Annotated in this window: 14 protein-coding genes; 8 read left to right on the top strand and 6 right to left on the bottom strand. The window is 33.7% G+C overall.

Annotated features, from left to right (window positions below; all coding sequences use genetic code 11):
- Positions 1-129 precede the first annotated feature (129 nt).
- From PGH12_RS03740 to PGH12_RS03730, 3 genes are all read right to left on the bottom strand, one after another.
- Entirely contained in the window at positions 130-2,316 is a 2,187-nt protein-coding gene (locus PGH12_RS03740) for a B12-binding domain-containing radical SAM protein (RefSeq protein WP_267599165.1), read from the bottom strand.
- A 255-nt stretch (positions 2,317-2,571) separates the two neighbouring features.
- Entirely contained in the window at positions 2,572-3,834 is a 1,263-nt protein-coding gene (locus tag PGH12_RS03735; RefSeq protein ID WP_267599164.1) for an aminotransferase class I/II-fold pyridoxal phosphate-dependent enzyme, read from the bottom strand.
- Between the two features lie 74 nt (positions 3,835-3,908).
- A complete protein-coding gene (locus PGH12_RS03730; RefSeq protein WP_162089074.1) occupies positions 3,909-4,946 on the bottom strand; it encodes a PLP-dependent cysteine synthase family protein in 1,038 nt (345 codons plus the stop codon).
- A gap of 224 nt (positions 4,947-5,170) precedes the next feature.
- Here PGH12_RS03730 and PGH12_RS03725 point away from each other — a divergent pair, with 224 nt between their 5' ends.
- The 7 genes from PGH12_RS03725 (at position 5,171) to PGH12_RS03695 (ending at position 16,650) form a co-directional block, all read left to right on the top strand.
- The gene (locus PGH12_RS03725; RefSeq protein WP_267599163.1) at positions 5,171-8,656 is read left to right on the top strand and encodes a glycosyltransferase family 117 protein; all 3,486 of its coding nucleotides are present in this window, start codon (positions 5,171-5,173) and stop codon (positions 8,654-8,656) included.
- Positions 8,657-8,758: 102 nt separating this feature from the next.
- On the top strand, positions 8,759-10,252 hold the full coding sequence (locus tag PGH12_RS03720) for a DUF8728 domain-containing protein (RefSeq protein WP_267599162.1): 1,494 nt from the start codon (positions 8,759-8,761) through the stop codon (positions 10,250-10,252).
- Between the two features lie 29 nt (positions 10,253-10,281).
- Positions 10,282-10,806: a DUF1697 domain-containing protein gene (locus PGH12_RS03715; protein WP_267599161.1), complete on the top strand. Its 525-nt coding sequence runs from the start codon at positions 10,282-10,284 to the stop codon at positions 10,804-10,806.
- Between the two features lie 403 nt (positions 10,807-11,209).
- Complete coding sequence (gene kdsA / locus PGH12_RS03710; RefSeq protein ID WP_267599160.1) at positions 11,210-12,019, top strand: 3-deoxy-8-phosphooctulonate synthase; 810 nt, start codon at positions 11,210-11,212, stop codon at positions 12,017-12,019.
- 42 nt (positions 12,020-12,061) lie between these two features.
- The gene (locus PGH12_RS03705) at positions 12,062-14,266 is read left to right on the top strand and encodes a TonB-dependent receptor plug domain-containing protein (RefSeq protein WP_267599159.1); all 2,205 of its coding nucleotides are present in this window, start codon (positions 12,062-12,064) and stop codon (positions 14,264-14,266) included.
- Between the two features lie 79 nt (positions 14,267-14,345).
- Positions 14,346-14,819, top strand: coding sequence for a DUF3347 domain-containing protein (locus PGH12_RS03700; protein ID WP_267599158.1), 474 nt, complete (start codon positions 14,346-14,348; stop codon positions 14,817-14,819).
- A gap of 298 nt (positions 14,820-15,117) precedes the next feature.
- The gene (locus PGH12_RS03695; protein ID WP_267599157.1) at positions 15,118-16,650 is read left to right on the top strand and encodes a SulP family inorganic anion transporter; all 1,533 of its coding nucleotides are present in this window, start codon (positions 15,118-15,120) and stop codon (positions 16,648-16,650) included.
- 57 nt (positions 16,651-16,707) lie between these two features.
- Here PGH12_RS03695 and PGH12_RS03690 read toward each other — a convergent pair whose 3' ends face one another.
- From PGH12_RS03690 to PGH12_RS03680, 3 genes are all read right to left on the bottom strand, one after another.
- Positions 16,708-17,826, bottom strand: coding sequence for an FAD-dependent monooxygenase (locus PGH12_RS03690; RefSeq protein WP_267599156.1), 1,119 nt, complete (start codon positions 17,824-17,826; stop codon positions 16,708-16,710).
- A gap of 234 nt (positions 17,827-18,060) precedes the next feature.
- A complete protein-coding gene (locus tag PGH12_RS03685; RefSeq protein ID WP_034757900.1) occupies positions 18,061-18,927 on the bottom strand; it encodes a sigma-70 family RNA polymerase sigma factor in 867 nt (288 codons plus the stop codon).
- A gap of 353 nt (positions 18,928-19,280) precedes the next feature.
- Positions 19,281-20,072, bottom strand: a complete 792-nt coding sequence (locus tag PGH12_RS03680; protein WP_267599155.1) for a S1/P1 nuclease — start codon at positions 20,070-20,072, stop codon at positions 19,281-19,283.
- 252 nt (positions 20,073-20,324) lie between these two features.
- On the opposite strand from PGH12_RS03680, the gene PGH12_RS03675 reads away from it, so the two are divergent.
- Positions 20,325-21,266, top strand: a complete 942-nt coding sequence (locus PGH12_RS03675) for a type VI secretion system baseplate subunit TssG (protein ID WP_267599154.1) — start codon at positions 20,325-20,327, stop codon at positions 21,264-21,266.
- The last annotated feature ends 17 nt before the right edge of the window (positions 21,267-21,283 follow it).

Genomic DNA, 21,283 nt, shown 5'->3' with positions numbered 1-21,283 from the left:
CCCTGAGAAATTGTCTTTAAGGATTTTTATTTTATATAAATTTGATTAACGTTCTGGTTATCATTCCGTAGGAATCTAAATTTATTTATAATTTTAAAAACTAAAAACTAAAAACTAAAAACTAAAAAGTCACAAACTCAAAATCACTCCGTTTTCTTTGAGTTGCTGCATCGGTTTTGAAAACCAGAACAATTCAAAATCTTCAAAGCTATTTTCAAAATCAGTTTTCAATTGTTGCAAAGTAATGCGTTTCTTATTCTCAAAAGTATTTTCCTGCAGAACTTTTATCAGCCAATTTCCTTTTTCCTGTTCAAAATCTACCGAAACAACATTTGTTTTTAAATGGAATGTAATTCGTGTGTACGGCCAAGAGTTTTGTTTTTTTGTTTTTATGTAATTCTCAGCGATTACGTTTTTCTCCAGAAAAATAATTTTTGAATTTCCTTTAAATGAAAAATTTTCCTCTTCCAAAAGTGAATCGTGAATATAATCAGGATGAATCGTTGTTTTCGGAATTTTAAAATCAAACCAATTCTGCAATGGCAATTCAAAATTGATTCCATGCATATAATTGAACAGAGATTTTTTTAAACCAAAACTAAATTGACTGTGATCGATTCCGGTTTTGTCTGTAAAATTAATATCGTTGTTGGCAAATAAAATTTCCTGTTTGATGGGAGTTACTCCAAATTCTTCAGGATTTAATCCTACAGGCGAGTGTGCTGTCATCGCAAATTGGTGCCAAAATGCACTCTGCAAAATTCCCATTTCAAAAAGCTGCCTAACCATTTCTAAAGAATCCACCGTTTCCTGAATGGTCTGAGTCGGGTAGCCGTACATCAAATATGCATGAATCATTACTCCGGCTTCAGTAAAATTTCTTGTCACCTGTGCAACCTGTTCAACAGAAATTCCTTTATCAATTAATTTTAACAATCGGTCGCTTGCTACTTCTAATCCACCTGAAACGGCAACGCAACCAGAAAGTTTCAAGAGAAAACATAAATCTTTGGTAAAGCTTTTTTCAAATCGAATGTTAGTCCACCAGGTTACAACTAGATTTCTTCTCAAAATTTCCAAAGCTACTTCTCGCATTAAAGCTGGTGGAGCTGCTTCATCAACAAAATGAAATCCGGTTTCGCCTGTTGTAGCGATTAATTCTTCCATTCTATCAACCAAAATTTTGGCAGAAATGGGTTCGTAAATTTTTATATAATCTAAAGAAATATCGCAGAAAGTACATTTCCCCCAATAGCAACCATGAGCCATTGTCAGTTTATTCCATCTTCCGTCGCTCCACAAACTGTGCATCGGATTGGCAATTTCAATAACCGAAATATATTGATCTAATTGTAAATCAGTATAATCCGGAGTTCCGACTTGTGCCTGTTTGTAATCGTGCTTTGTGGAATTGTTTTTATAAACAACCTCTTCATTTTCAATTAAAAAAGTTCGTTTAAACTCAGAATTTTCATCTTTTTTTAAATTTTCATAAACCAATTCCAAAGGAGCTTCACCATCATCTAAAGTAATAAAATCAAAAAACTCAAAAACTCGTTTATCTTTAACTTCCCGCAACTCAGTGTTTGGAAAACCTCCGCCCATTGCAATCTTAATGTGAGGATAATTCTCCTTAATAAATTTGGCAGATCGAAAAGCAGAATATAAATTTCCGGGGAAAGGAATCGAAAAACAAACCAGTTTTGGCTGAACTACTTCCAGTTTGTCGCAAAGAATTTTTAAAGTGATATCATCAATAAAAGTTTGATCTGAATTTAATTTTAAATATAATTCGTCAAAAGAATTGGCAGACTTTCCTAATCTTTCGGCATATCTGCTAAAACCAAAATCAGGATCCACGTGTTCAACTATGTAGTCAGATAAATCTTCCAAATACAAAGTAGCCAAGTGTTTAGCCTTATCCTGTAAACCCATATTTCCAAAAGCAAATTCCATATCATCAAGCTGATTGAAACGGGAAGCCTCAGGTAAAAAATTCATTGAACAGATCTGCCTTGCTAAAGTAGGATTTCTATTTTGTAAAAAAAGAATAACCTGATCGATAGTTTTGATGTATTCATCTCTTAATGCAAAAATTCTTTGTGAGTTTTCAGATGCGTTTTTTAAATCGATTTGCTTCGTAAAAATTTTTTGAATTCCTCCTTTTGAGAATAATTCCAAAATCACTTCAATCCCCAAATCAATCTGATAGCTTGATATATTTTTGGTATTTAGAAAACCTTTAATATAAGCGGTCGCCGGATAAGGAGTATTGAGCTGAGTGAAAGGTGGGGTTATAAGAAGAAGATCTTTCAAAAGTAATTTTTTGCAAATTTATGGGTTTAAATGGAAAAGGAAGAAAATTTTTGAATGATTTGAAAAATTAAATAGTAATAAACTTTAGATGGTTATAATGATTCAGTAAATATCTAAAGATATTATTAAGCAGACTACTTCATTCAAATTTATTTCAATCTTAAAACTTTATTATTTCATTTTCTTAATGTTTTAAAATCAAAAAAACCGTTAGAAAACTCTAACGGTTCATAAATATTTAAATGAAAATCGAAATTACATTTGCTTGTACTCGATATTCATTTGTTTTTCCATTTCTGCGTAAGCTCCAGATTCTAATTTTTCTTTTATTCCTTCAAAAGCAGTCAAAGTTTCATTAATTTCTGAATCAGTATGAGAAGCTGTAGGAATTAATCTCAACAGAATCATCCCTTTTGGAATTACAGGATATACAACAACAGATGTGAATACTCCATAATTTTCTCTTAGATCTTTTGCTAAAAGTGTTGCTTCAATCGTAGTTCCCTGAATGAAAACTGGTGTTACACAAGTATTTGTATTTCCAAGATTGAAACCTCTTTCTTTTAATCCGTTTTGTAATTTAGTTACGTTTTCCCACAACTTATCTTTAATTTCCGGACGTGTTCTTAATAATTCCAGTCTCTTTAAACCTCCGATTACCATTGGCATTGTTAAAGATTTAGCAAAAATCTGAGAACGAAGATTATATTTCAAAAATCTGATAATAGTTTCGTCTCCCGAAAGAAATGCTCCGAAACCAGCCATTGATTTAGCAAAAGTTGAGAAGTAAACGTCAATCTGATCCTGACATCCTTGCTCTTCGCCAGCTCCAGCTCCGGTTTTACCTAAAGTTCCGAAACCATGTGCATCATCAACCAAAAGTCTGAAATTGAATTTAGATTTTAAATCACAGATTTCCTTCAATTTTCCCTGCATTCCTCTCATTCCGAAAACACCTTCCGTAATAACTAAAATTCCTCCGCCATTTTCTTCAGCAACTCTGGTTGCTCTCGCTAAGTTTTTTTCTAAACTCTCAATATCATTATGTTTGAAAGTAAAACTTTTCCCCATGTGAAGACGAACTCCGTCAACAATACAAGCGTGAGAATCAGCATCATAAACAATCACGTCATGTCTTGTCACCAACGCATCGATACATGAAACCATCCCTTGGTAACCGAAATTTAAAAGATAAGCAGCGTCTTTTTGAGTAAATTCTGCCAATTCTTTTTCCAATTGCTGATGTTGCTGTGTCTCACCAGACATCGCTCTTGCACCCATCGGATAAAACATTCCAAATTCTGCTGCAGCTTTTGCATCGGCTTCCAATACTTCGGGGTGGTTACACAATCCTAAATAATCATTAGCACTCCAGAAAATTACATCTTTACCTTGAAATTTCATTCTCGGGCCAATCGGACCTTCCAATTTTGGGAATACAAAATATCCTTCTGCGTAGTCTGCAAACTGACCAAGTGGTCCTGGATTTTGTTTTATTCTTTCAAAAATATCTACCATTGTATGAGTATGTTTTATGTAAAAAAGCCTTTTGTGATTTACGAAAAGGCTTAATTTGTATTAATATATTTTTCTTATTTGATGAATTCAGTTTTGAAAACTTCATCATAATTGTGGAAACAGTTGTTGATGAATCCTTGTTCTTCCATCCATTTGTCACTGTATACCTTTGTAATATAACGTGAACCGTGATCCGGATAAATCATCACAACGAAATCATTTTCAGTTAGTTCGTGAGATTGTGCATATTGAATCAATCCCTGAGTAACGGCTCCAGTTGTGTAGCCACCCATTATAGCTTCTTTTAAAGCAATCTCGCGGGTTCTGTATGCAGACATTTCGTCGTTTACTCTTACAAATTCATCCACTTTATCAAAAAGTAGAGCAGAAGGGATTAAATTTTTCCCCATACCTTCAATCTGGTAAGGATGAACGTCTTCTTTATGAATTTCTCCAGTTTCGTGATAACTTTTCAAAATAGATCCGTCAGCATCTACACCGATAATTTTGATGTTTGGATTCTTTTCTTTTAAGAATTTTGCCGAACCGGATAATGTTCCGCCAGTTCCTGTACATGCAAAAAGGTGAGTAATTTTTCCTTCTGTCTGTTCCCAAATCTCAGGACCTGTGGTCTGATAATGGGCATCAACATTTAACTCATTAAAATACTGATTGATATAAACAGAATTTGGGGTTTCGGCAGCAATTCTCTTAGCTACTTCATAATATGATCTAGGGTCATTCGCAGGTACATTCGCAGGACATATATATACTGTTGCACCAAGAGCTTTCAGATATGCTATCTTTTCAGCCTTCGTTTTATCACTTACAGCTAAAATACATTTGTATCCTTTAATGATACAAACCATAGCGAGTGAAAAACCTGTATTTCCGGAAGTAGTTTCTACAACTACAGAATCTTCCTTTAATAAACCTTTTTTCTCAGCGTTTTCAATAATATGAAGTGCGATTCTATCTTTGGTGGAATGTCCAGGATTATATGATTCTAACTTGGCATAAACTTTCGCAGGAATCTCTTTAGTTACCGTATTAAGTTTCACTAAAGGGGTGTTCCCAATCAAGCCAAGAATATTATCGTAAACATTACTCATTATTTGTTATTTTTCAAATAAAAATCTGACCGCAAAAATACAAAAAAATAAATAATTCTTAAACTTTTCAGAAATTATAAGTGTTGAAAGTAAAATTATATGCTTTTAAGCTCTTCATAACAGCCTCGAAACGCTCGCAAAAAGCAAGCCAATCTTTTAAATTTTGTTAAAATCAATTTAAAATGAAGTAAAAACCTTATTTTCGCACTAATTGATTTTATACTATGAAAAACTGGACTTTTAGGCAATGGAATACCCTTATCGGATGGGTGATTTTCGTCATTGCATTTTTCACGTACTTTTCAACAATAGAACCCAACTTCAGTTTTTGGGATTGTGGCGAGTACATTTCTTCAGCCGTGAAATTAGAGGTAACTCACGCACCGGGAGCAGCTCTGTTCCAGATTGTAGGTGCGGTTGCTGCGATTTTCGCGTTTGGACAAGGTGAAAATTATTCTATTGTAATCAACGCAATGTCTGCATTATTCAGCGCATTTACGATTTTATTTCTATTCTGGACGATTACACATTTTGTAAGAAGACTTCTCAATAAGGATTTTGAGGAAGTGACCAAACATCAGGAAATAGCTATTCTTTTTGCCGGAGTAATCGGTTCTCTATGTTTTACGTGGTCAGACACTTTTTGGTTTTCTGCGGTAGAAGGCGAAGTTTATTCAATGGCATCATTATTTATTGCAATTCTGGTTTGGCTTATTACAAAATGGGAAAATGAGTATACGGAATCTGATAATGAGCGATGGATTATTTTAATATTCTTTATAGTAGGTCTTTCTGTGGGTGTTCACATGATGTGTATGTTGGCAATTCCGGCAGTGTGCTTAGTTTATTATACAAGAAATTATGAATTTACCTGGAAGAATTTTCTTTGGGCAAATGCAATTACTTTAGGAATTTTAATTGTTGTTTTCAAAATTATTTTCCCTGTGATTATGTCACTATTCGGAAAACTTGAAATATTTTTTGTGAATGGTATTGGTCTTCCGTTCCACTCAGGAACGATAGCCGGATTTATAATTTTAGTTGCACTTTGCTACTTTATTTTAAAATATGCAAGACAGGCGAAGAAGAACATTTATCAGACGATTGCGTTGTCAGTTGTTTATATGATGATTGGTTTCTCATGTTGGATGGTAATTCCTATCAGAGCAAATGCCAATCCGCCAATGAACTTAAACGATCCTGACACTGCAATTGGTATGCTTGACTACTACAACAGAGAGCAATACGGTGACTGGCCTACAATTTATGGTCAGAACTACACTGCATTTTTGGATAACAGCGGTATTGAAAAAAATGAAGACGGAAGTTTTAAAACCAATAAGACAGGAGAAATCTATGAAAAAGATGAGAAATTAGGAACGTACAGAAAAACAGGAGATCGTTTTAATTATGTATTTAATCCTGCTCATGTGAGTTTTATGCCAAGAATGTTTAATGAAGATAAAGACGTCATGGCAAACTACATATCGATGTACGGAGCACCGGATTTTCAGTTTAATTATGGAAACGAAAATATTGCAGATGATCCTCAGGCTAAAGAGATTTTTGAAGAACTAAGAGGGAAATATGAAGACGGAAGTATAACAGCAGCAGATTATCTGAAGGTAAAACCATATGAACTGATTACCGTTCAGAGACCATCTTTTGCTCAGAATATGGACTATTTTATCACTTTCCAAAACGGATACTACTTTATAAGATATCTATTGTGGAATTTTGCAGGAAGGCAGAATGATCTTGAAGGAAACAGTGAAAACACAAGAGGAAATTGGATTTCCGGTATTCCTGCAATTGATAATGCGTTGTTGGGAAGTCAGGATGCAATGCCTTCAAAATTTAAAAATGAAAGTACAGTAGCATTTTTCTTCTTACCGTTGTTATTAGGAATTATCGGATGTTATTTCCAGTTTATGCGAGATTTTGGTAGATTTTATGCAATTCTTTCATTATTTATATTAACAAGTGTCGGAATTGTTTTCTACACAGGAATGAAACCTTTTGAACCAAGAGAAAGAGATTATGCGGTTGTCGGTTCCTTTTACGCCTTTGCAATTTGGATCGGTCTGGGAGCCGGAGCAATTCTCTGGTATTTACAGTCTAAAGTAAAATCAAATGCTGCAAATATTGGGTTTGGTGTTGTTTTATTGGGGATTCCTTTAATGATGGGCTTCCAGAATTATAATGTTCATGATAGAAGCGGAAGATATACAGCGTATGATTATTCATACTCAATGTTAAAATCTTTGCCGAAAGAAGACATCCTTTTTGTTTATGGTGACAACGATACGTATCCGGTTTGGGCAATGCAGGAAACTGAGAGATTCCGTGATGATGTGAAAGTTGTAAACTTTACACTTCTTTCAACTCCTTGGAATATTGATCAGGTGAAGAGAAAAACGTACAATGCGAATCCGATCCCAAGTCAGCTGACGCACGAAGATTACAGAGATGGTGTGAATGACCAGATTTATTTAATGAAAAAAGACGATTGGCAAGGTGTTATAAGCAATCTGAAAGAATCCGGAGCTCCGGCAGAAATGCTTAAACCTTTTGAGAAATATCTTGTGCAGGATTCAATGACTTTAAAAGATGCGGTGAATTTCCTTAAAATAAAATCTCCTGAAAAAGATGAAGTTTTAAAAATGATCTTTGGTGAAGCACGTTTCGAGAAATATAATTTCTTACCTGTAAACAAGTTTATTTTACCTGTTAATAAGCAAAATGCAGTTAAATCAGGAATCATCAATCCTTCTGATCTTCCAAATACTGTCGACCAGATTATGATTACTTATAAGTCAGGAACATTATATAAAAATAATCTGATGATGTTTGATATTTTAGCCAATTTTGACTGGAAACGCCCGATTAATTTTTCGTCAGGTGGAGTTTATGACAGTGAAAATATTTTCTTCCTGGATGAATATCTTCAGTTTGATGGTTTCAGCTACAGATTGGTTCCTATCAAAACACCAAGAAGCAGCGACGGCGAGATGGGTAGAGTAGATGCAAACTCATTATATAACGTCGTGAAAAACTTCAAATGGGGGAACTTTAAAGATATGAATGTTCACTTTGATGAGACTGCAACGTCAAATATAATAGGCTACCGAAGTTCAGCAAGCAGAGCAGCAGCAGCATTAGCATTATCAGGACAAAAAGCTAAAGCTTTAGAAATTCTTGATTTGGCGGCAAAAGAAATTCCTGCTGAGAAGTATAATGATCCAAGATCTTTAAGCTCAATGGTTTACGGATATATAGTTGCCGGAAAAGAGCAAAAAGGATTAAAACTTGCAGAGATTCTTAAAAAGGGAATTTTTGAAGAATATGATTATTATTTAACATTAAGTAAAGCCGATCAAAGATATGTTGGAAGGCAGATGAGATCAAAACCAATGGAATATTCTCTTGTAGTTTCATCAGTTACAGATGCTTACAAAAAAATTGGTCAGGATCAGAAAGCTTATTCGTATCTGGTAAAATCTATAGAGCCGATTGATAAGAAATTTAATGTTTTCATCAAAGATCTGCAGCAGATGGGAAAAGAAAAGGCAAGAAAAGAGTCTGAAAACGTACAGAGAATTACACCTTTTTATCAATATTTATTTGATGTTATGGAACCTTTTGATTCTACGTATTCGAAAGAAAAAGAAGATCAGATTACCAATTCTATTATTAAAGCAACACAGTAGAAAACATAAATCTCAAATACTTAAAAACGGAACTTCGGTTCCGTTTTTTTTATGTTGATATTCAAGAATAATAGATATATATTTGTGCATCAAAAAAACGCAATGTCCGAGAACAAAAACAAAAATCTTCCGTTGTATGCTGTGATATTTGCAGTAATTGCCAAGCTTTATTTTCTTCTAACGCATCACATTCAGGAAGATGCTTTCATTACCTGGCGAGTTGCCCAGAATTTATTGGATTACGGAGTGATCGGTTTCAACGGCGATACCAAAATTTCAGCTTCTACAACACACTTGTACGTTTTTGTTTCCTATTTTTTTAATTTAATTTTTGGAAAAGAAAATTTTATAGTACCGCTTTTGGTGACCAATACGATTCTCTTTACCATCGGAAGTTTATTTCTTTCTCATTTATTGCTGAAAAATCCCTGGCATAAAGCAATTTTTATCTTTTTGTTTGGGCTATTACCACCATCGATAAAAATTTCGATCCTCGGAATGGAATACGGAATTCTCTTTTTCCTCGAAATGGCTTTGCTCTATTATGGCTTTAAAAATGAGAAAAAATGGGCATTTATTGTATTTCCTGTTTTAATTTTATTTACAAGAATTGATACCGTAATTTTTCTCGGAATTGTTTTTTTGGTTGATGTATTCTGGAATAAAAAAATAAACTTGAGATATATTTTAGGTGGAGTTTTAGGCGTTTCAGCAGCATTGGCTTTCAATTGGTTTTACTTTGGAGAAATCGTTAATAATACGATTGTTGCTAAAAAACTGGCTTATGACAGAGTTTATACTTTAAGTCAGGATTTTGAATATTTTAGATTAAACTATGGCAACTTTTGGGGAATGCTGAAACTCCCGGGAGACTTCAATCCATTTACAATCATTATTGCAGTTTTTGAATTGCTGTGTTTTATTTTCCTGATCAGACAGCGGGAAAAAAGAAATTATTTTCTTTGGATGATCTTCCTTTTCGCATGGGCAAAACAAATTATTTTTCTTTCTCAGAAAAGTCTTTTTGACTGGTATTACTGGGTTCCTCAGATTTTACTTTTCGTTCCGGTTTTAATATTTGTAATAGAGCAAAAAATAAAAAGAAACTGGTGGCTTTCAGCACTAATTATTTTTTACATTCTGCCAATGCTGGCTTTCCAAACCATACATTCTATTGCAACAGGAAACGGAGAATGGAATTACAGACGATCTATCGGGATATTTCTGAATAATTACGAGAAAGACAAAAAACAATGGATTTTGCTGGAACCCGCAGGATATATCCCTTATTTCTCAGGTTTAAAAACCATCGATGAAGTTGGCTTGGTTGACAAACAAATTCAGGAAGAGATTAAAAAAGATAAACCTCATTATTGGCTGAATACAGTAAAAAAGCGACAACCAAAATATCTGTTGTCTTACAATAATTTATTTGAAGGAAAGGATGGTTTTTACTACAAAACCCACTACAAATTGTTAAATGAATTCCGAATAAAAAATCATTTGCAAAATGACAACAAAATATTAGAGAAAATCTACAAACTGAAGCCTTCCGGAACAGATTATAATCTTTATGAAAGACTAAAAGATAAATAATTCCGAACTTTTAACCTAAACCAAAACCCATGAAATATTGTGCTTTCCTTCGCGGCGTTAATGTAAAAGGAACCAACATGAAAATGGCGGAAGTCTGTGAAGTTTTTACAAAAGCAGGAATGAAAGATGTTTTTTCGGTTTTAGCTTCCGGAAATATAATTTTTTCATCTGATCAAAAAGCAGATAATTTAAAGTTGATTCTCGAAAAAGCAATGTCTGAGCATTTTAAATACGAAGCTTTTCTATTTGTAAAATCTCAGGATGAAATTGAAAGTTTTTTGAATTCAAATCCTTTTGAGAAAAACGAAGATTTGCACGTCTATACTTTTATCGGAAATCAAGATGTCGAGAATGTTTTAATGAAAGAATTTGACGCTGCTTTAAAAACTGAAAATGAAGAAGCAAAAATCGTTAACGGGAATTTCTATTGGCAGGTTCCGAAAGGGAATACTTTAGATTCAACTTTCGGGAAAATTTTAGGTAGAAAAAATCTGAAAGACCAGTTTACAAGCAGAAATATTAATACTTTTGAGAAGATTTTGAAAAAAATTTAATGTTTGGGATTTTATTAATAATAATAGCTTTTGCTCTAGCAAATTTCTTTTACTTTGTTTTTCCAATACGTATAAATTTACTGAAAAGGTTTTCATTAAGTTTAAGTATAATAATACTTTTCTCAATATTTTATTGTTTGATAGATGGAGTTGACTATATCTTGGAAGATTTTATAACTTTTGGAGGTTATTTTTCAATTTTATTTTTCTCTCATTTACTTTTAATAAAAGTATTTAAAGTAGAAAACTATTATTTGTATTTAGTTTTATTTTTTTTACTTTTTATTTTGATTACTGTTTTTTACACTGCTTTAATGCAGGATATCTTTAATTACTCGTGATAATTAATTTCCAATTCTGAAACTTTATAAGTATTTTTACTGAACTTTTAATTCAAATAAAAATGATTCAATATTTAGACAATATACAACACAAAGATTCTAAAAACTTTTTTTTAATAGCCGGGCCATGCATCATCGAAGGTGAAGATATGGCGTTGAGAATTGCCGAAAAAGTAATTGAACTGACCAATAAATATAATATTCCATATATTTTCAAAGGAAGTTTCAAAAAAGCAAACAGAAGTAGAGTAGATTCTTTTACGTCAATCGGTGAAGAAAAATCTCTGGAAATTCTTAAAAAAGTCGGGGAAACTTTTAATATTCCTACGACAACAGATATTCATGAGAACGAACATGCCGCTTTGGCAGCTCAATATGTTGATGTTTTGCAGATTCCAGCATTTTTGGTTCGTCAGACAGATCTTTTGATTGCCGCAGCAAAGACTGGAAAATGTGTTTCATTAAAAAAAGGACAGTTTCTTTCACCTGAATCGATGAAATTTGCCGTTCAGAAAGTCACAGATTCTAATAACCCAAAAGTTGCGATCATCGAAAGAGGAAATTCTTTCGGATACACCGATTTAATTGTTGATTACAGAGGAATTCCAACGATGAGAGCTTATGCTCCTGTAATTTTAGATGTTACACATTCTCTTCAGCAGCCAAACCAAAGCTCAGGTGTTACAGGCGGAAGACCAGATTTAATAGAAACGGTAGCCAAAGCTGGAATTGCAGTGGGCGCAGACGGAATTTTTATCGAAACACACCCAACACCCGAAACTGCTTTATCTGATGGTGCAAACATGCTTCGACTGGATTTATTAGAAGATTTGTTACAAAAACTGACAAGAGTAAGAGAATCCATTTTGTAATTGTTAAAAAATCCTTAATTTTAGAATTCTAAAACATTCCTTTTGAAAAAACTAGTTTTACCACTGAGCCTTATGGTTCCCATGTTAGTATTCTCTCAAACAAAAAAAAGAGATACTACAAGAACAACAGATATTGAGGAAGTCGTTTTCCAAAAAAAAGTAGTTGGAAGTACTAATGACCTTACCACGGTAAAAATATCTGCCAAAGATGCTCAGAATGTTGCAAGCATTTCCGGAGGTATTGAAGGAATAATAAAAACCTTGCCGTCTGTAAACTCAAATACAGAGCTTTCTTCACAATACATGGTGCGTGGTGGAAACTATGACGAAAACCTTATTTACATTAATGATATTGAAATTTACCGTCCTTTTCTGATTAGAAATTCTCAGCAGGAAGGTCTCAGTATCATCAATCCGGATATGGTTTCTACGGTCAACTTTTCTGCCGGAGGATTTGAGCCGAGATATGGTGATAAAATGTCTTCAGCTTTAAATATTTATTACCGAGAGCCGGAGAAATTTGAACTTTCAGGTGAAGCAAGTTTAATTGGTGGACGGTTGACAACAGGTTTAGCATCAAAAAATAATAAACTGACCGCTTTATTTTCAGGAAGATACAGAAATACCAATCTAGTTTTGAATACGCTGAATGAAGATACAGATTTCAACCCGAAATACTTTGATTTTCAGACCTATCTGAATTATCATGTAAGTGAAAAATTTACAATGTCATTCATCGGATATTATTCAAAAAACGACTACGAGATGTTTCCTAAGGAACGTTCTGTAGATTTTGGATCTATACAACGACCAATTAATCTCTCTGTTTTTTATAATGGTAAAGAAAATGATCAGTATAAAAATATGATGGGAACGTTCTCGATGAATTATAAACCGTCTGATAAATGGAGATTTACTTTAGACACGTTTGCTTATCAGAACAGAGAGAAGGAATATTACACGATATCTTCAAGTTACATCTTGCAAACATTTGATCCCATTACTGGAAATCCTGTAACCTCATATGATGTTGCCGGACAGATAGAACACGCACGAAATGATCTTTTCGTAAGAACATACGGAACGCAGTTTAGAACCCGTTTTTCACCCAATATCAATACAGATATTGAAGTTGGTTTTAAATTCGAAAAAGAAAATCTGAGTGATCTCACCAATGAGTGGAAATTAGTTGACTCTTCAGGTTACAGTATTCCGCATCCTGTTGACGATCCGAGGTTTCCTGACGCGTCAGATTTAGACTTATATTACAGCATTGCCGGAAATAATAAAATTGAGCCGACAAGACTTTCAGCTTACGCTCAATATTCTCAAAAGTTTTATTGGGGATCAAGCAAAGTTTTCGTCAACGCCGGCGCTAGAGTTGCTCACTGGAGTTTCAATGATGAAACGATTTTCTCACCAAGAGCACAGTTTGCAATAAAACCAGATTGGAATACAGATATGTTGTTCAGAATTTCAGGAGGAGTTTATTATCAGGCACCTTTTTACAAAGAAATAAAAGATCTCAATGGAAATTTTAATTCTAATATAAAATCCCAGCGTTCGATTCAGGCAATCGTTGCTAATGATTTTGAGTTTGAATTTGACAATCGCCCTTTCAAACTTACCACCGAATTGTATTATAAAAAGATGGATAACCTGATTCCTTATTATATGGATAATGTGAGAATTAGATATTCAGGAAAAAATAATGCGACAGGATACGCTTACGGAATTGATACAAGGTTGTTTGGAGAATTTGTTCCAGGTGTAGATTCATGGTTATCTGCCAGTTATGCAAGAATTTATGAAAATATTGATGGTAAAGGAGATATTCCTAGACCTACGGATCAAAGATTCAGATTTGCCATGTTTTATCAGGATTATATGCCGAAATTTCCTTCTATGCGTGTGAATTTAACGTTGACTTATGCGATGGGATTACCAAACGGAGCACCTGTTTTCACAGATCCTTATCAATATCAAAAAACTTTACCTTCTTATAAAAGAGTAGATATCGGATTATCGAAGGTATTTATTGACAGAAAAGACAATAAAAAAACCTACGGATTTTGGGGGAATTTTGAAGAGTTGATTTTAGGTGTTCAGGTTTTCAATGCGTTTAATATCAATAATACGGTTTCCAATCAATGGATTACCGATGCGAATACAAATTTGATGTATCCTGTTCCGGTACGGTTGACGGGAAGGTTTTTTAATGTAAAACTTGAGTTTAAAATAAAATAAGATTTCAAACTCCCGAATTTTCAGGAGTTTTTTTTATTCTGAATTATTCATTTAAATTTGTCTCAATTATAAAAATATTATGAAAAAATATATAATAACATTTCTTTTCGTCTTAATAGGATTTGTTTCAACAACGGCACAGTCAAAATCAAATCCGCAGTTGGTAAAGCTCTATCAGAATTATCTTTCTGTAAAATCTGCTTTGGCTTCGGATGATGTAAAGAAAACTTCGATGGCTGCAGGAGAATTTTTAAAAACTTCTAAAACCGTTAATGCAAAAATGATTGCAGAAAAGAATCTGATTTCGTTAAAAACTGATGCCACGACGATTGCTCAGGGAAAAAAAATTGAAACTCAGAGAAAAGCATTTTACAATTTATCAGATATCATGATTGGTTTGGCTAAAGAAAATAAATTGTCTGACAAAACCATTTTCGTACAATACTGTCCGATGGCAAAAGGAAGTTGGCTAAGCAGCGAAAAGCAAATCGTAAATCCTTATTACGGAAAATCGATGCTTGACTGCGGATCTGTAAAATCTGAAATAAAGTAAAAAAAAGAAAAAAGAGAAGCTCAACGTAGGTTTCTCTTTTTTTATAAGATGTATTTTCTTTAAATTGGTTTCGCTGGCGATGTACGAAAATTTGTAAAACTTAACTAAATTTTTATAAATTTGCCACTTCTTATGACAAAATTCTGTTCTGCAACATTGCAAATCACATCGCCTTGATTTAGATTTATGATTTATATATCCGGAATTGCTTTTTTGGACAGAATTCTTATGTAATTCAAACTGATTTTAATAATGTAGTTCCCAACTCTTTGAGGAATAATATATATCTTTTTACTTTATGGAAAACATTACAATAAGTTTTCAATCATTAAAAAATGTCAATTTAAAAACTGAAATATTAGCAGGACTTACGGTTGCAATGACGATGATTCCTGAATCATTATCTTTTGCAATACTTGCAGGTCTGTCACCTTTGACGGGACTTTACGCTGCTTTTTTGATGGGAATCGTAACCGCTTTTCTAGGTGGCCGCCCCGGAATGGTTTCAGGTGGTGCCGGAGCGACCATAGTAGTTTTGATCGCTTTAGCAGCTGCTCATGGTGTTGAATATTTGTTTGCGACCGTAGTTTTGGCTGGGATAATTCAGTTTTCTGTGGGAGTTTTAAAATTAGGGAAATTTGTAAGGTTAATTCCTCAACCTGTAATGTACGGTTTCCTGAATGGTCTTGCCGTTATTATTTTTATGGCACAGGTTGCCCAATTTGAAGTCGTAGAAAATGGAGTTTCCACTTTAATGCATGGTGCACCATTTTATACCATGCTGGGTTTAACGGTACTTACGATCGCAATTGTAATAGTTTTTCCAAAGATTACCAAAGCTGTACCGGCTTCTCTAGTCGCAATCATTGTAGTGTTCGCAGTCGTTTATTTTCTCAAAATAGATACTAAAAAGGTAATCGATATTGCTTCTGTAAGCGGATCGTTGCCAAAATTTCACATACCGAATATTCCTGTTTCTATAGAAACTTTTCAGATTATTTTGCCTTATGCTGCAATTATGGCGGGCGTAGGATTAATAGAATCACTTCTGACTCTGAATATGGTAGATGAAATTACCAATACAAAAGGAAAATCAAATCAAGAGGCAATGGCTCAGGGAATTGCTAATATTACCAACGGTTTTTTTGGAGGAATGGGCGGTTGCGCAATGGTAGCACAGACTTTGGTAAATATTGATGCGGGCGCGAGAACCAAAATTTCTGCAATTATTGGAGCTGTCACTATTTTGATCATCATTTTGGCAGGTGGTCCTGTAATCGAACAGATTCCGATGGCTGCACTGGTAGGTGTAATGATGATGGTAGCGATTGGTACATTTCAGTGGGCATCATTCAGAATCATCACGAAAATGCCAAAATCTGATATTTTTGTCGGAATTACTGTAGCGGTTATTACGGTTTTACTGCATAATTTAGCGTTGGCCGTTCTGATTGGAGTGATAATCTCAGCATTAGTTTTTGCATGGGACAGCGCAAAACGAATTAGAGCAAGAAAATCTACTGATAGTGATGGTAATAGAATTTATGAAATTTACGGACCTTTATTTTTTGGCAGTACTGCTGCATTTACAGAAAAATTTGATTTCGTCGGTGATCCCCAAAAAATTATTATTGACTTTAAGGAATCCAGAATTGTAGATATGTCGGCAATCGAGACTTTAAAAAAAGTAATAGAAAAATATGAAAATAATCACAAAAAAGTGATTTTAAAACATCTAAGCGCAGATTGTACAAGACTATTAAAGAATGCAGAAGGTTTTATAGAAGTGAATATTGATGAAGATCCTACATATAAAGTACTACCTAAATAAAAAATGAGTAAGTCCTTATAAAATGTAAAAAGAAACCCTTGTAAGAGTTTCTTTTTTTTATATTTCCAGTTGTAATATTTTCTCAATCATCTTCTGATTAGTACTTTCAGGTATTAATCTCATGAAAAAATTCCGGATCGCGTTTCCTTTTTCCCATTGCGAAACCTTACCAATTGTCCAGCTGGTTTTTACGATATGATCAACTTTTTTTCTTCTGATATTTTGAAAATCTTCAAATACTGAATTAAAATTCCTGTTTTTTTCTAAGAGTTTCCCAATTACATAAGCATCTTCAATCGACTGACAAGCTCCTTGTCCCATATTAGGAGTTGTGGCGTGAGCCGCGTCGCCGATGAGACAGAGGTTTTCTGAAAACCATTTGGGAATAGGAGCGAGGTCAATGATATCATTCACAATTATATTTTCGCGTTTTGTAGATTCCAGAATTTGTAGAATTAAAGGGTCAAAATCACTGAACGTTTCAATTAGATCAATATTTTCTGTAAAATTATTTTGGTTGATCAAAGCGTACCAGTAGACTTTATTTTCAGAAATTTTAACAAAACCAAAGCGTTTTCCTTTTCCCCAAATTTCTAAAGCATGATGAAGATATTTTTCAGGAAGATTAAATTGGGTTAATCCGCGCCAGCATTTTTGTTCAGCATTTCTGATTTTTCCCGTTTTGAAAATTTGATTTCGAATTTTTGAGTGAATTCCATCTGCGCCGAAAACGATTTTGCTTTCAATGTTATCGCCATTTTTGAACGTTAAGTGATAATTTTCTGTTTTTTCAATTCTATTTAATTGATGATCAAGTTCTATATTTTCATAACCTAGATTTTTTGCCAAAATATTTTGCAAATCAGCTCTTTGAATCGCGACATTATAGGAACTAAATTTCTTTTCTAAAGCTAAAATATTATTTGTAGAAATTGTTTTCAGTTTTTCATCAGTGATAGAAATTCCATGAATTTTGTTTCCTGCATTTTCAATTTGTTCTTTTAAACCGAGTTTGTCGAAAATCTGCATTGCATTAACTGCCATCATAATTCCTGCTCCCACAGGTTTTATTGCCTGTGCAGATTCGTAAATGGTAAAGTCTAAATTCTGCTGCTTCAGAACGTTTCCTAAAGTTAAGCCACCAATTCCGGCTCCGATAATTGAAATATGGTTCATTTATTTTTAAATTTTTCTAAAGCATCTGTTTTAGATAATTATTCTTTAATTTTGCTTTTCGGGAGAAATATACACTAATTTTTCAATTTTTTCATTGTATTTGCGCTAAAATTATAAAATTTAAGTTTATTTTTAAACCTACAAGTTTAATCAGTTAAAGATATTCATAATTTTTGCAAAAAAAAGCGGAGCCTGAAAAATTCAGACTCCGCTCCTTAATTATTAAAACTAAAATTATTTACCTAAATAAGATTTCAAAATTTTACTTCTCGTATTATGTTTTAGTCTTTTAATTGCTTTTTCCTTGATCTGACGAACTCTCTCTCTTGTAAGGTCAAAAGTTTCACCGATTTCCTCTAATGTCATTGGATGTTTACCGTTCAGTCCAAAATACAATCTTACCAAATCTGCCTCTCTTGGAGTCAATGTATTTAATGCTCTTTCAATTTCAATCTGAAGAGATTCCAGCATCAAATCTTTATCCGGACTAGGAGATTCTCCTGAACGCAATACGTCATACAAGTTAGAATCTTCTCCTTCTACCAATGGTGCGTCCATTGATAGGTGTCTTCCAGAGTTTTTCATTGATTCTTTGATGTCTTCTTCACTCATGTCAAGAACTTCAGCCAATTCTTCCGGAGAAGGTGGTCTTTCATTTTCCTGCTCAAGGTGAGCGTAAGCTTTATTGATTTTGTTGATCGAACCAATTTTGTTCAGTGGCAATCTTACAATCCTCGACTGTTCAGCCAAAGCCTGTAAAATCGACTGACGAATCCACCATACGGCGTAAGAGATAAATTTAAAACCTCTTGTTTCGTCATATCTTTTTGCAGCTTTCATCAGTCCTAAATTCCCTTCATTGATCAAATCGGGAAGAGAAAGTCCCTGATTTTGGTATTGTTTAGATACTGAAACTACAAAACGAAGGTTGGCTTTGATCAATTTTTCCAACGCGACTCTATCGCCGGCGCGGATTTTTTGTGCCAAATCAACTTCTTCGTCTGCCGTAATCAATTCTACTTTACCGATTTCCTGCAAATACTTGTCTAGTGAAGCGGTTTCCCTGTTGGTAACCTGCTTGGTTATTTTTAATTGTCTCATTTATTTTATTCTCAAAAATAGAGTTACTATTCTATTATACGTTTGAGATATTAAAAAGGTTACAGAGATTTTAATAATTTTTTATTTAATTAAAATATGGTTGAGAAATTAGTTGTAAATTATCGCTCTTGATTATCTAATGTACAGATCATCTTCAATTAGCGTAGCTTTCTATAAAACCTATCGGCAGGTTTATGAATCATACCAATCTTTTATTAATTAAGTATTTACAATAATTTTCTAAACAAGTAGTAGAATTGTGGAAAATAAAAAAAGTGAAACCGAAGCCTCACTTTCTATTTATATTGAATTTAAAAATTAACATTAAAAATTCACAGATTCACAATTCAAATTTAAAATAAATCATTCAACACTTTTGCAAGTCTTAAACCTCCGTATAGAAGCTGTCTTTCCATTGTATCATTAAATTTATACTGATAATCGTATGCTAATTTTGAGCCGTCTGGTGTCTGTGCATAGATTTTATTGGCGATTTGATGAGAATCAAATAACCAGTTTTCTAACGTTCCCGACTGAATTTGCTTTACTTCGTCGTTCGACTTAATATCCAAAAGCTTAGCATATTCCGTGTAACTGTATTTTTGAGAATCTACTAATTTTCCGTCCCATACTGAGTGCAAATTTGTTTTTTCTCCAAAATAAGTAACATTAATTTTATTTCCTCCAAGATCTTCAGACCTTCCTGTGTGCATTGGCTGAGAAAGATCTCCCATCATATGAATCAGAAAAATCAAAGCTATTTTTCTGTCTTTCTCAGAAGTTTTTTCGTCTTTTATTTGCGCAGATAAAGTTTTGATCTGAGAGTAAAGGCTCGGCCCGGCTTGAGCTTTAAGATTTTTTTCAAAAGATGAAAAATCTGTCTGTGGATCAATGTTTACATAGTGCCACACTGATGTCTGCTTCCAGACTCCGGTAGTATCAGATTTAATAAAATCCGGCCAGTTTGCCCAGTAAGCAAGACGTTCTTGTCCCATCATTTTTTTTATTTCTCTTCGCGCTTTTCCGGAAAGGTGGTTTTCTGCAATCTCGGCAATAACACGATGTCCCGTCAATCCCCACGCATAAGAATATAAAGAACTGGAGATCAACATCAAAAACAGCATTTTTAAATAAATACTTTTCATTTTTAGTAATAATTTTAGATCGACAAAGATAAGGTACACTTTCCGAATTCAGATAATATGCAATCTATTTTATAATAACTTTTTAGCATTGTTAAATAAATTTAATCTTTCAAAGTTTTGAATCAAATTTCTAAATTTTATTTTTATACTCACAATATCACAAATTTTATCACTAAATTGGATTTATAAAATATTTGGCTAATTTTTTTCAAATATTATTTTACACTAACAACCACATCACAGAACGAGAGTATGTACGACACCAGCATTGTAGACATGCATTACAACAAACTGCAGACAGATTTTAAGGCTGAGGCAGTTGCCGTGAATCTCCTGAAATACCATCGGGCAGTCAGCAATATTTTTATTGAAAGGATCGGAATCAATGACAGAGCTTATCTTAAAGATATCAAAAGTATTTCCAGTCATTACCTTGGTTTTGATGAAGAAGTTTTAAGTATAAAAACCTATAGAGAAGGTATTTACGACTATTTACCGGAAGGTCTTTTTCACCCGCCATCGCTTAATACATCACGGAAAAATGTAGAAAGTGTCGTTAATGAAATTAGAAAGCAAAAGAGGGTAGAAGACGACGCTAGAAAGTTTTTCAGACCTTTTGAGCTTGAAATTTTCTTTACGGAAATCGGTGCATTACTCAAAGAATACGATTTTGATCTTGCAAGTGAAACAGATTCTCTCCTAAAAGTTTTTTCAGAACTCTGGCCTGTTGTTAAAATGCTTGACAAAAAAAGTGCCTACATTTTTATACATATCATTCCGTTTTTTCATCAGATTCGCGGCGACAAAAAATGGTTTGAGCGATGTCTTACCTCTTTTCTGCGGGTTCCTGTGGAAATTACGTTCACTCCAAATATCATAGACAGGATAGAAAGGGAAGATGATTCTATGCTTCTGGGTAACTCCAGACTTGGGGTTACTTACATTCCCAGCGGTAGACATATGGATGGCGAAAGAAACTGGATTGTAAACATCGGGCCCATTCCTTATCAAGATATGAAAAAGTACATTCCCGGAAATCCTTTCAGAAAAGTTCTGCAGGCTTTGTATGATTATTGTCTTCCTGTAAGTGTAGATATTGAAGAAAATTTTATAACAGAAAAGAAAGAATATTCATTCATGCTGGAGGATGGCGAAAGAAATTCTAACAGGCTTGGTTTCTCTACTTTTCTGTAAAATATTTTATTATATTT

Origin of the sequence: Chryseobacterium sp. CY350, from assembly GCF_027945075.1 — a bacterium.
Taxonomy (GTDB): domain Bacteria; phylum Bacteroidota; class Bacteroidia; order Flavobacteriales; family Weeksellaceae; genus Chryseobacterium.
This window is presented reverse-complemented; position numbering and strand designations above follow the sequence as displayed.

Excerpts from the sequence above, each read along its gene's own strand:
- PGH12_RS03735 (WP_267599164.1), bottom strand. The coding sequence starts at position 3,834 with ATGGTAGATATTTTTGAAAGAATAAAACAAAATCCAGGACCACTTGGT.
- PGH12_RS03730 (WP_162089074.1), bottom strand. The coding sequence starts at position 4,946 with ATGAGTAATGTTTACGATAATATTCTTGGCTTGATTGGGAACACCCCT.
- PGH12_RS03725 (WP_267599163.1), top strand. The coding sequence starts at position 5,171 with ATGAAAAACTGGACTTTTAGGCAATGGAATACCCTTATCGGATGGGTG.
- PGH12_RS03720 (WP_267599162.1), top strand. The coding sequence starts at position 8,759 with ATGTCCGAGAACAAAAACAAAAATCTTCCGTTGTATGCTGTGATATTT.
- PGH12_RS03715 (WP_267599161.1), top strand. The coding sequence starts at position 10,282 with ATGAAATATTGTGCTTTCCTTCGCGGCGTTAATGTAAAAGGAACCAAC.
- kdsA (WP_267599160.1), top strand. The coding sequence starts at position 11,210 with ATGATTCAATATTTAGACAATATACAACACAAAGATTCTAAAAACTTT.
- PGH12_RS03700 (WP_267599158.1), top strand. The coding sequence starts at position 14,346 with ATGAAAAAATATATAATAACATTTCTTTTCGTCTTAATAGGATTTGTT.
- PGH12_RS03695 (WP_267599157.1), top strand. The coding sequence starts at position 15,118 with ATGGAAAACATTACAATAAGTTTTCAATCATTAAAAAATGTCAATTTA.
- PGH12_RS03690 (WP_267599156.1), bottom strand. The coding sequence starts at position 17,826 with ATGAACCATATTTCAATTATCGGAGCCGGAATTGGTGGCTTAACTTTA.
- PGH12_RS03685 (WP_034757900.1), bottom strand. The coding sequence starts at position 18,927 with ATGAGACAATTAAAAATAACCAAGCAGGTTACCAACAGGGAAACCGCT.
- PGH12_RS03680 (WP_267599155.1), bottom strand. The coding sequence starts at position 20,072 with ATGAAAAGTATTTATTTAAAAATGCTGTTTTTGATGTTGATCTCCAGT.
- PGH12_RS03675 (WP_267599154.1), top strand. The coding sequence starts at position 20,325 with ATGTACGACACCAGCATTGTAGACATGCATTACAACAAACTGCAGACA.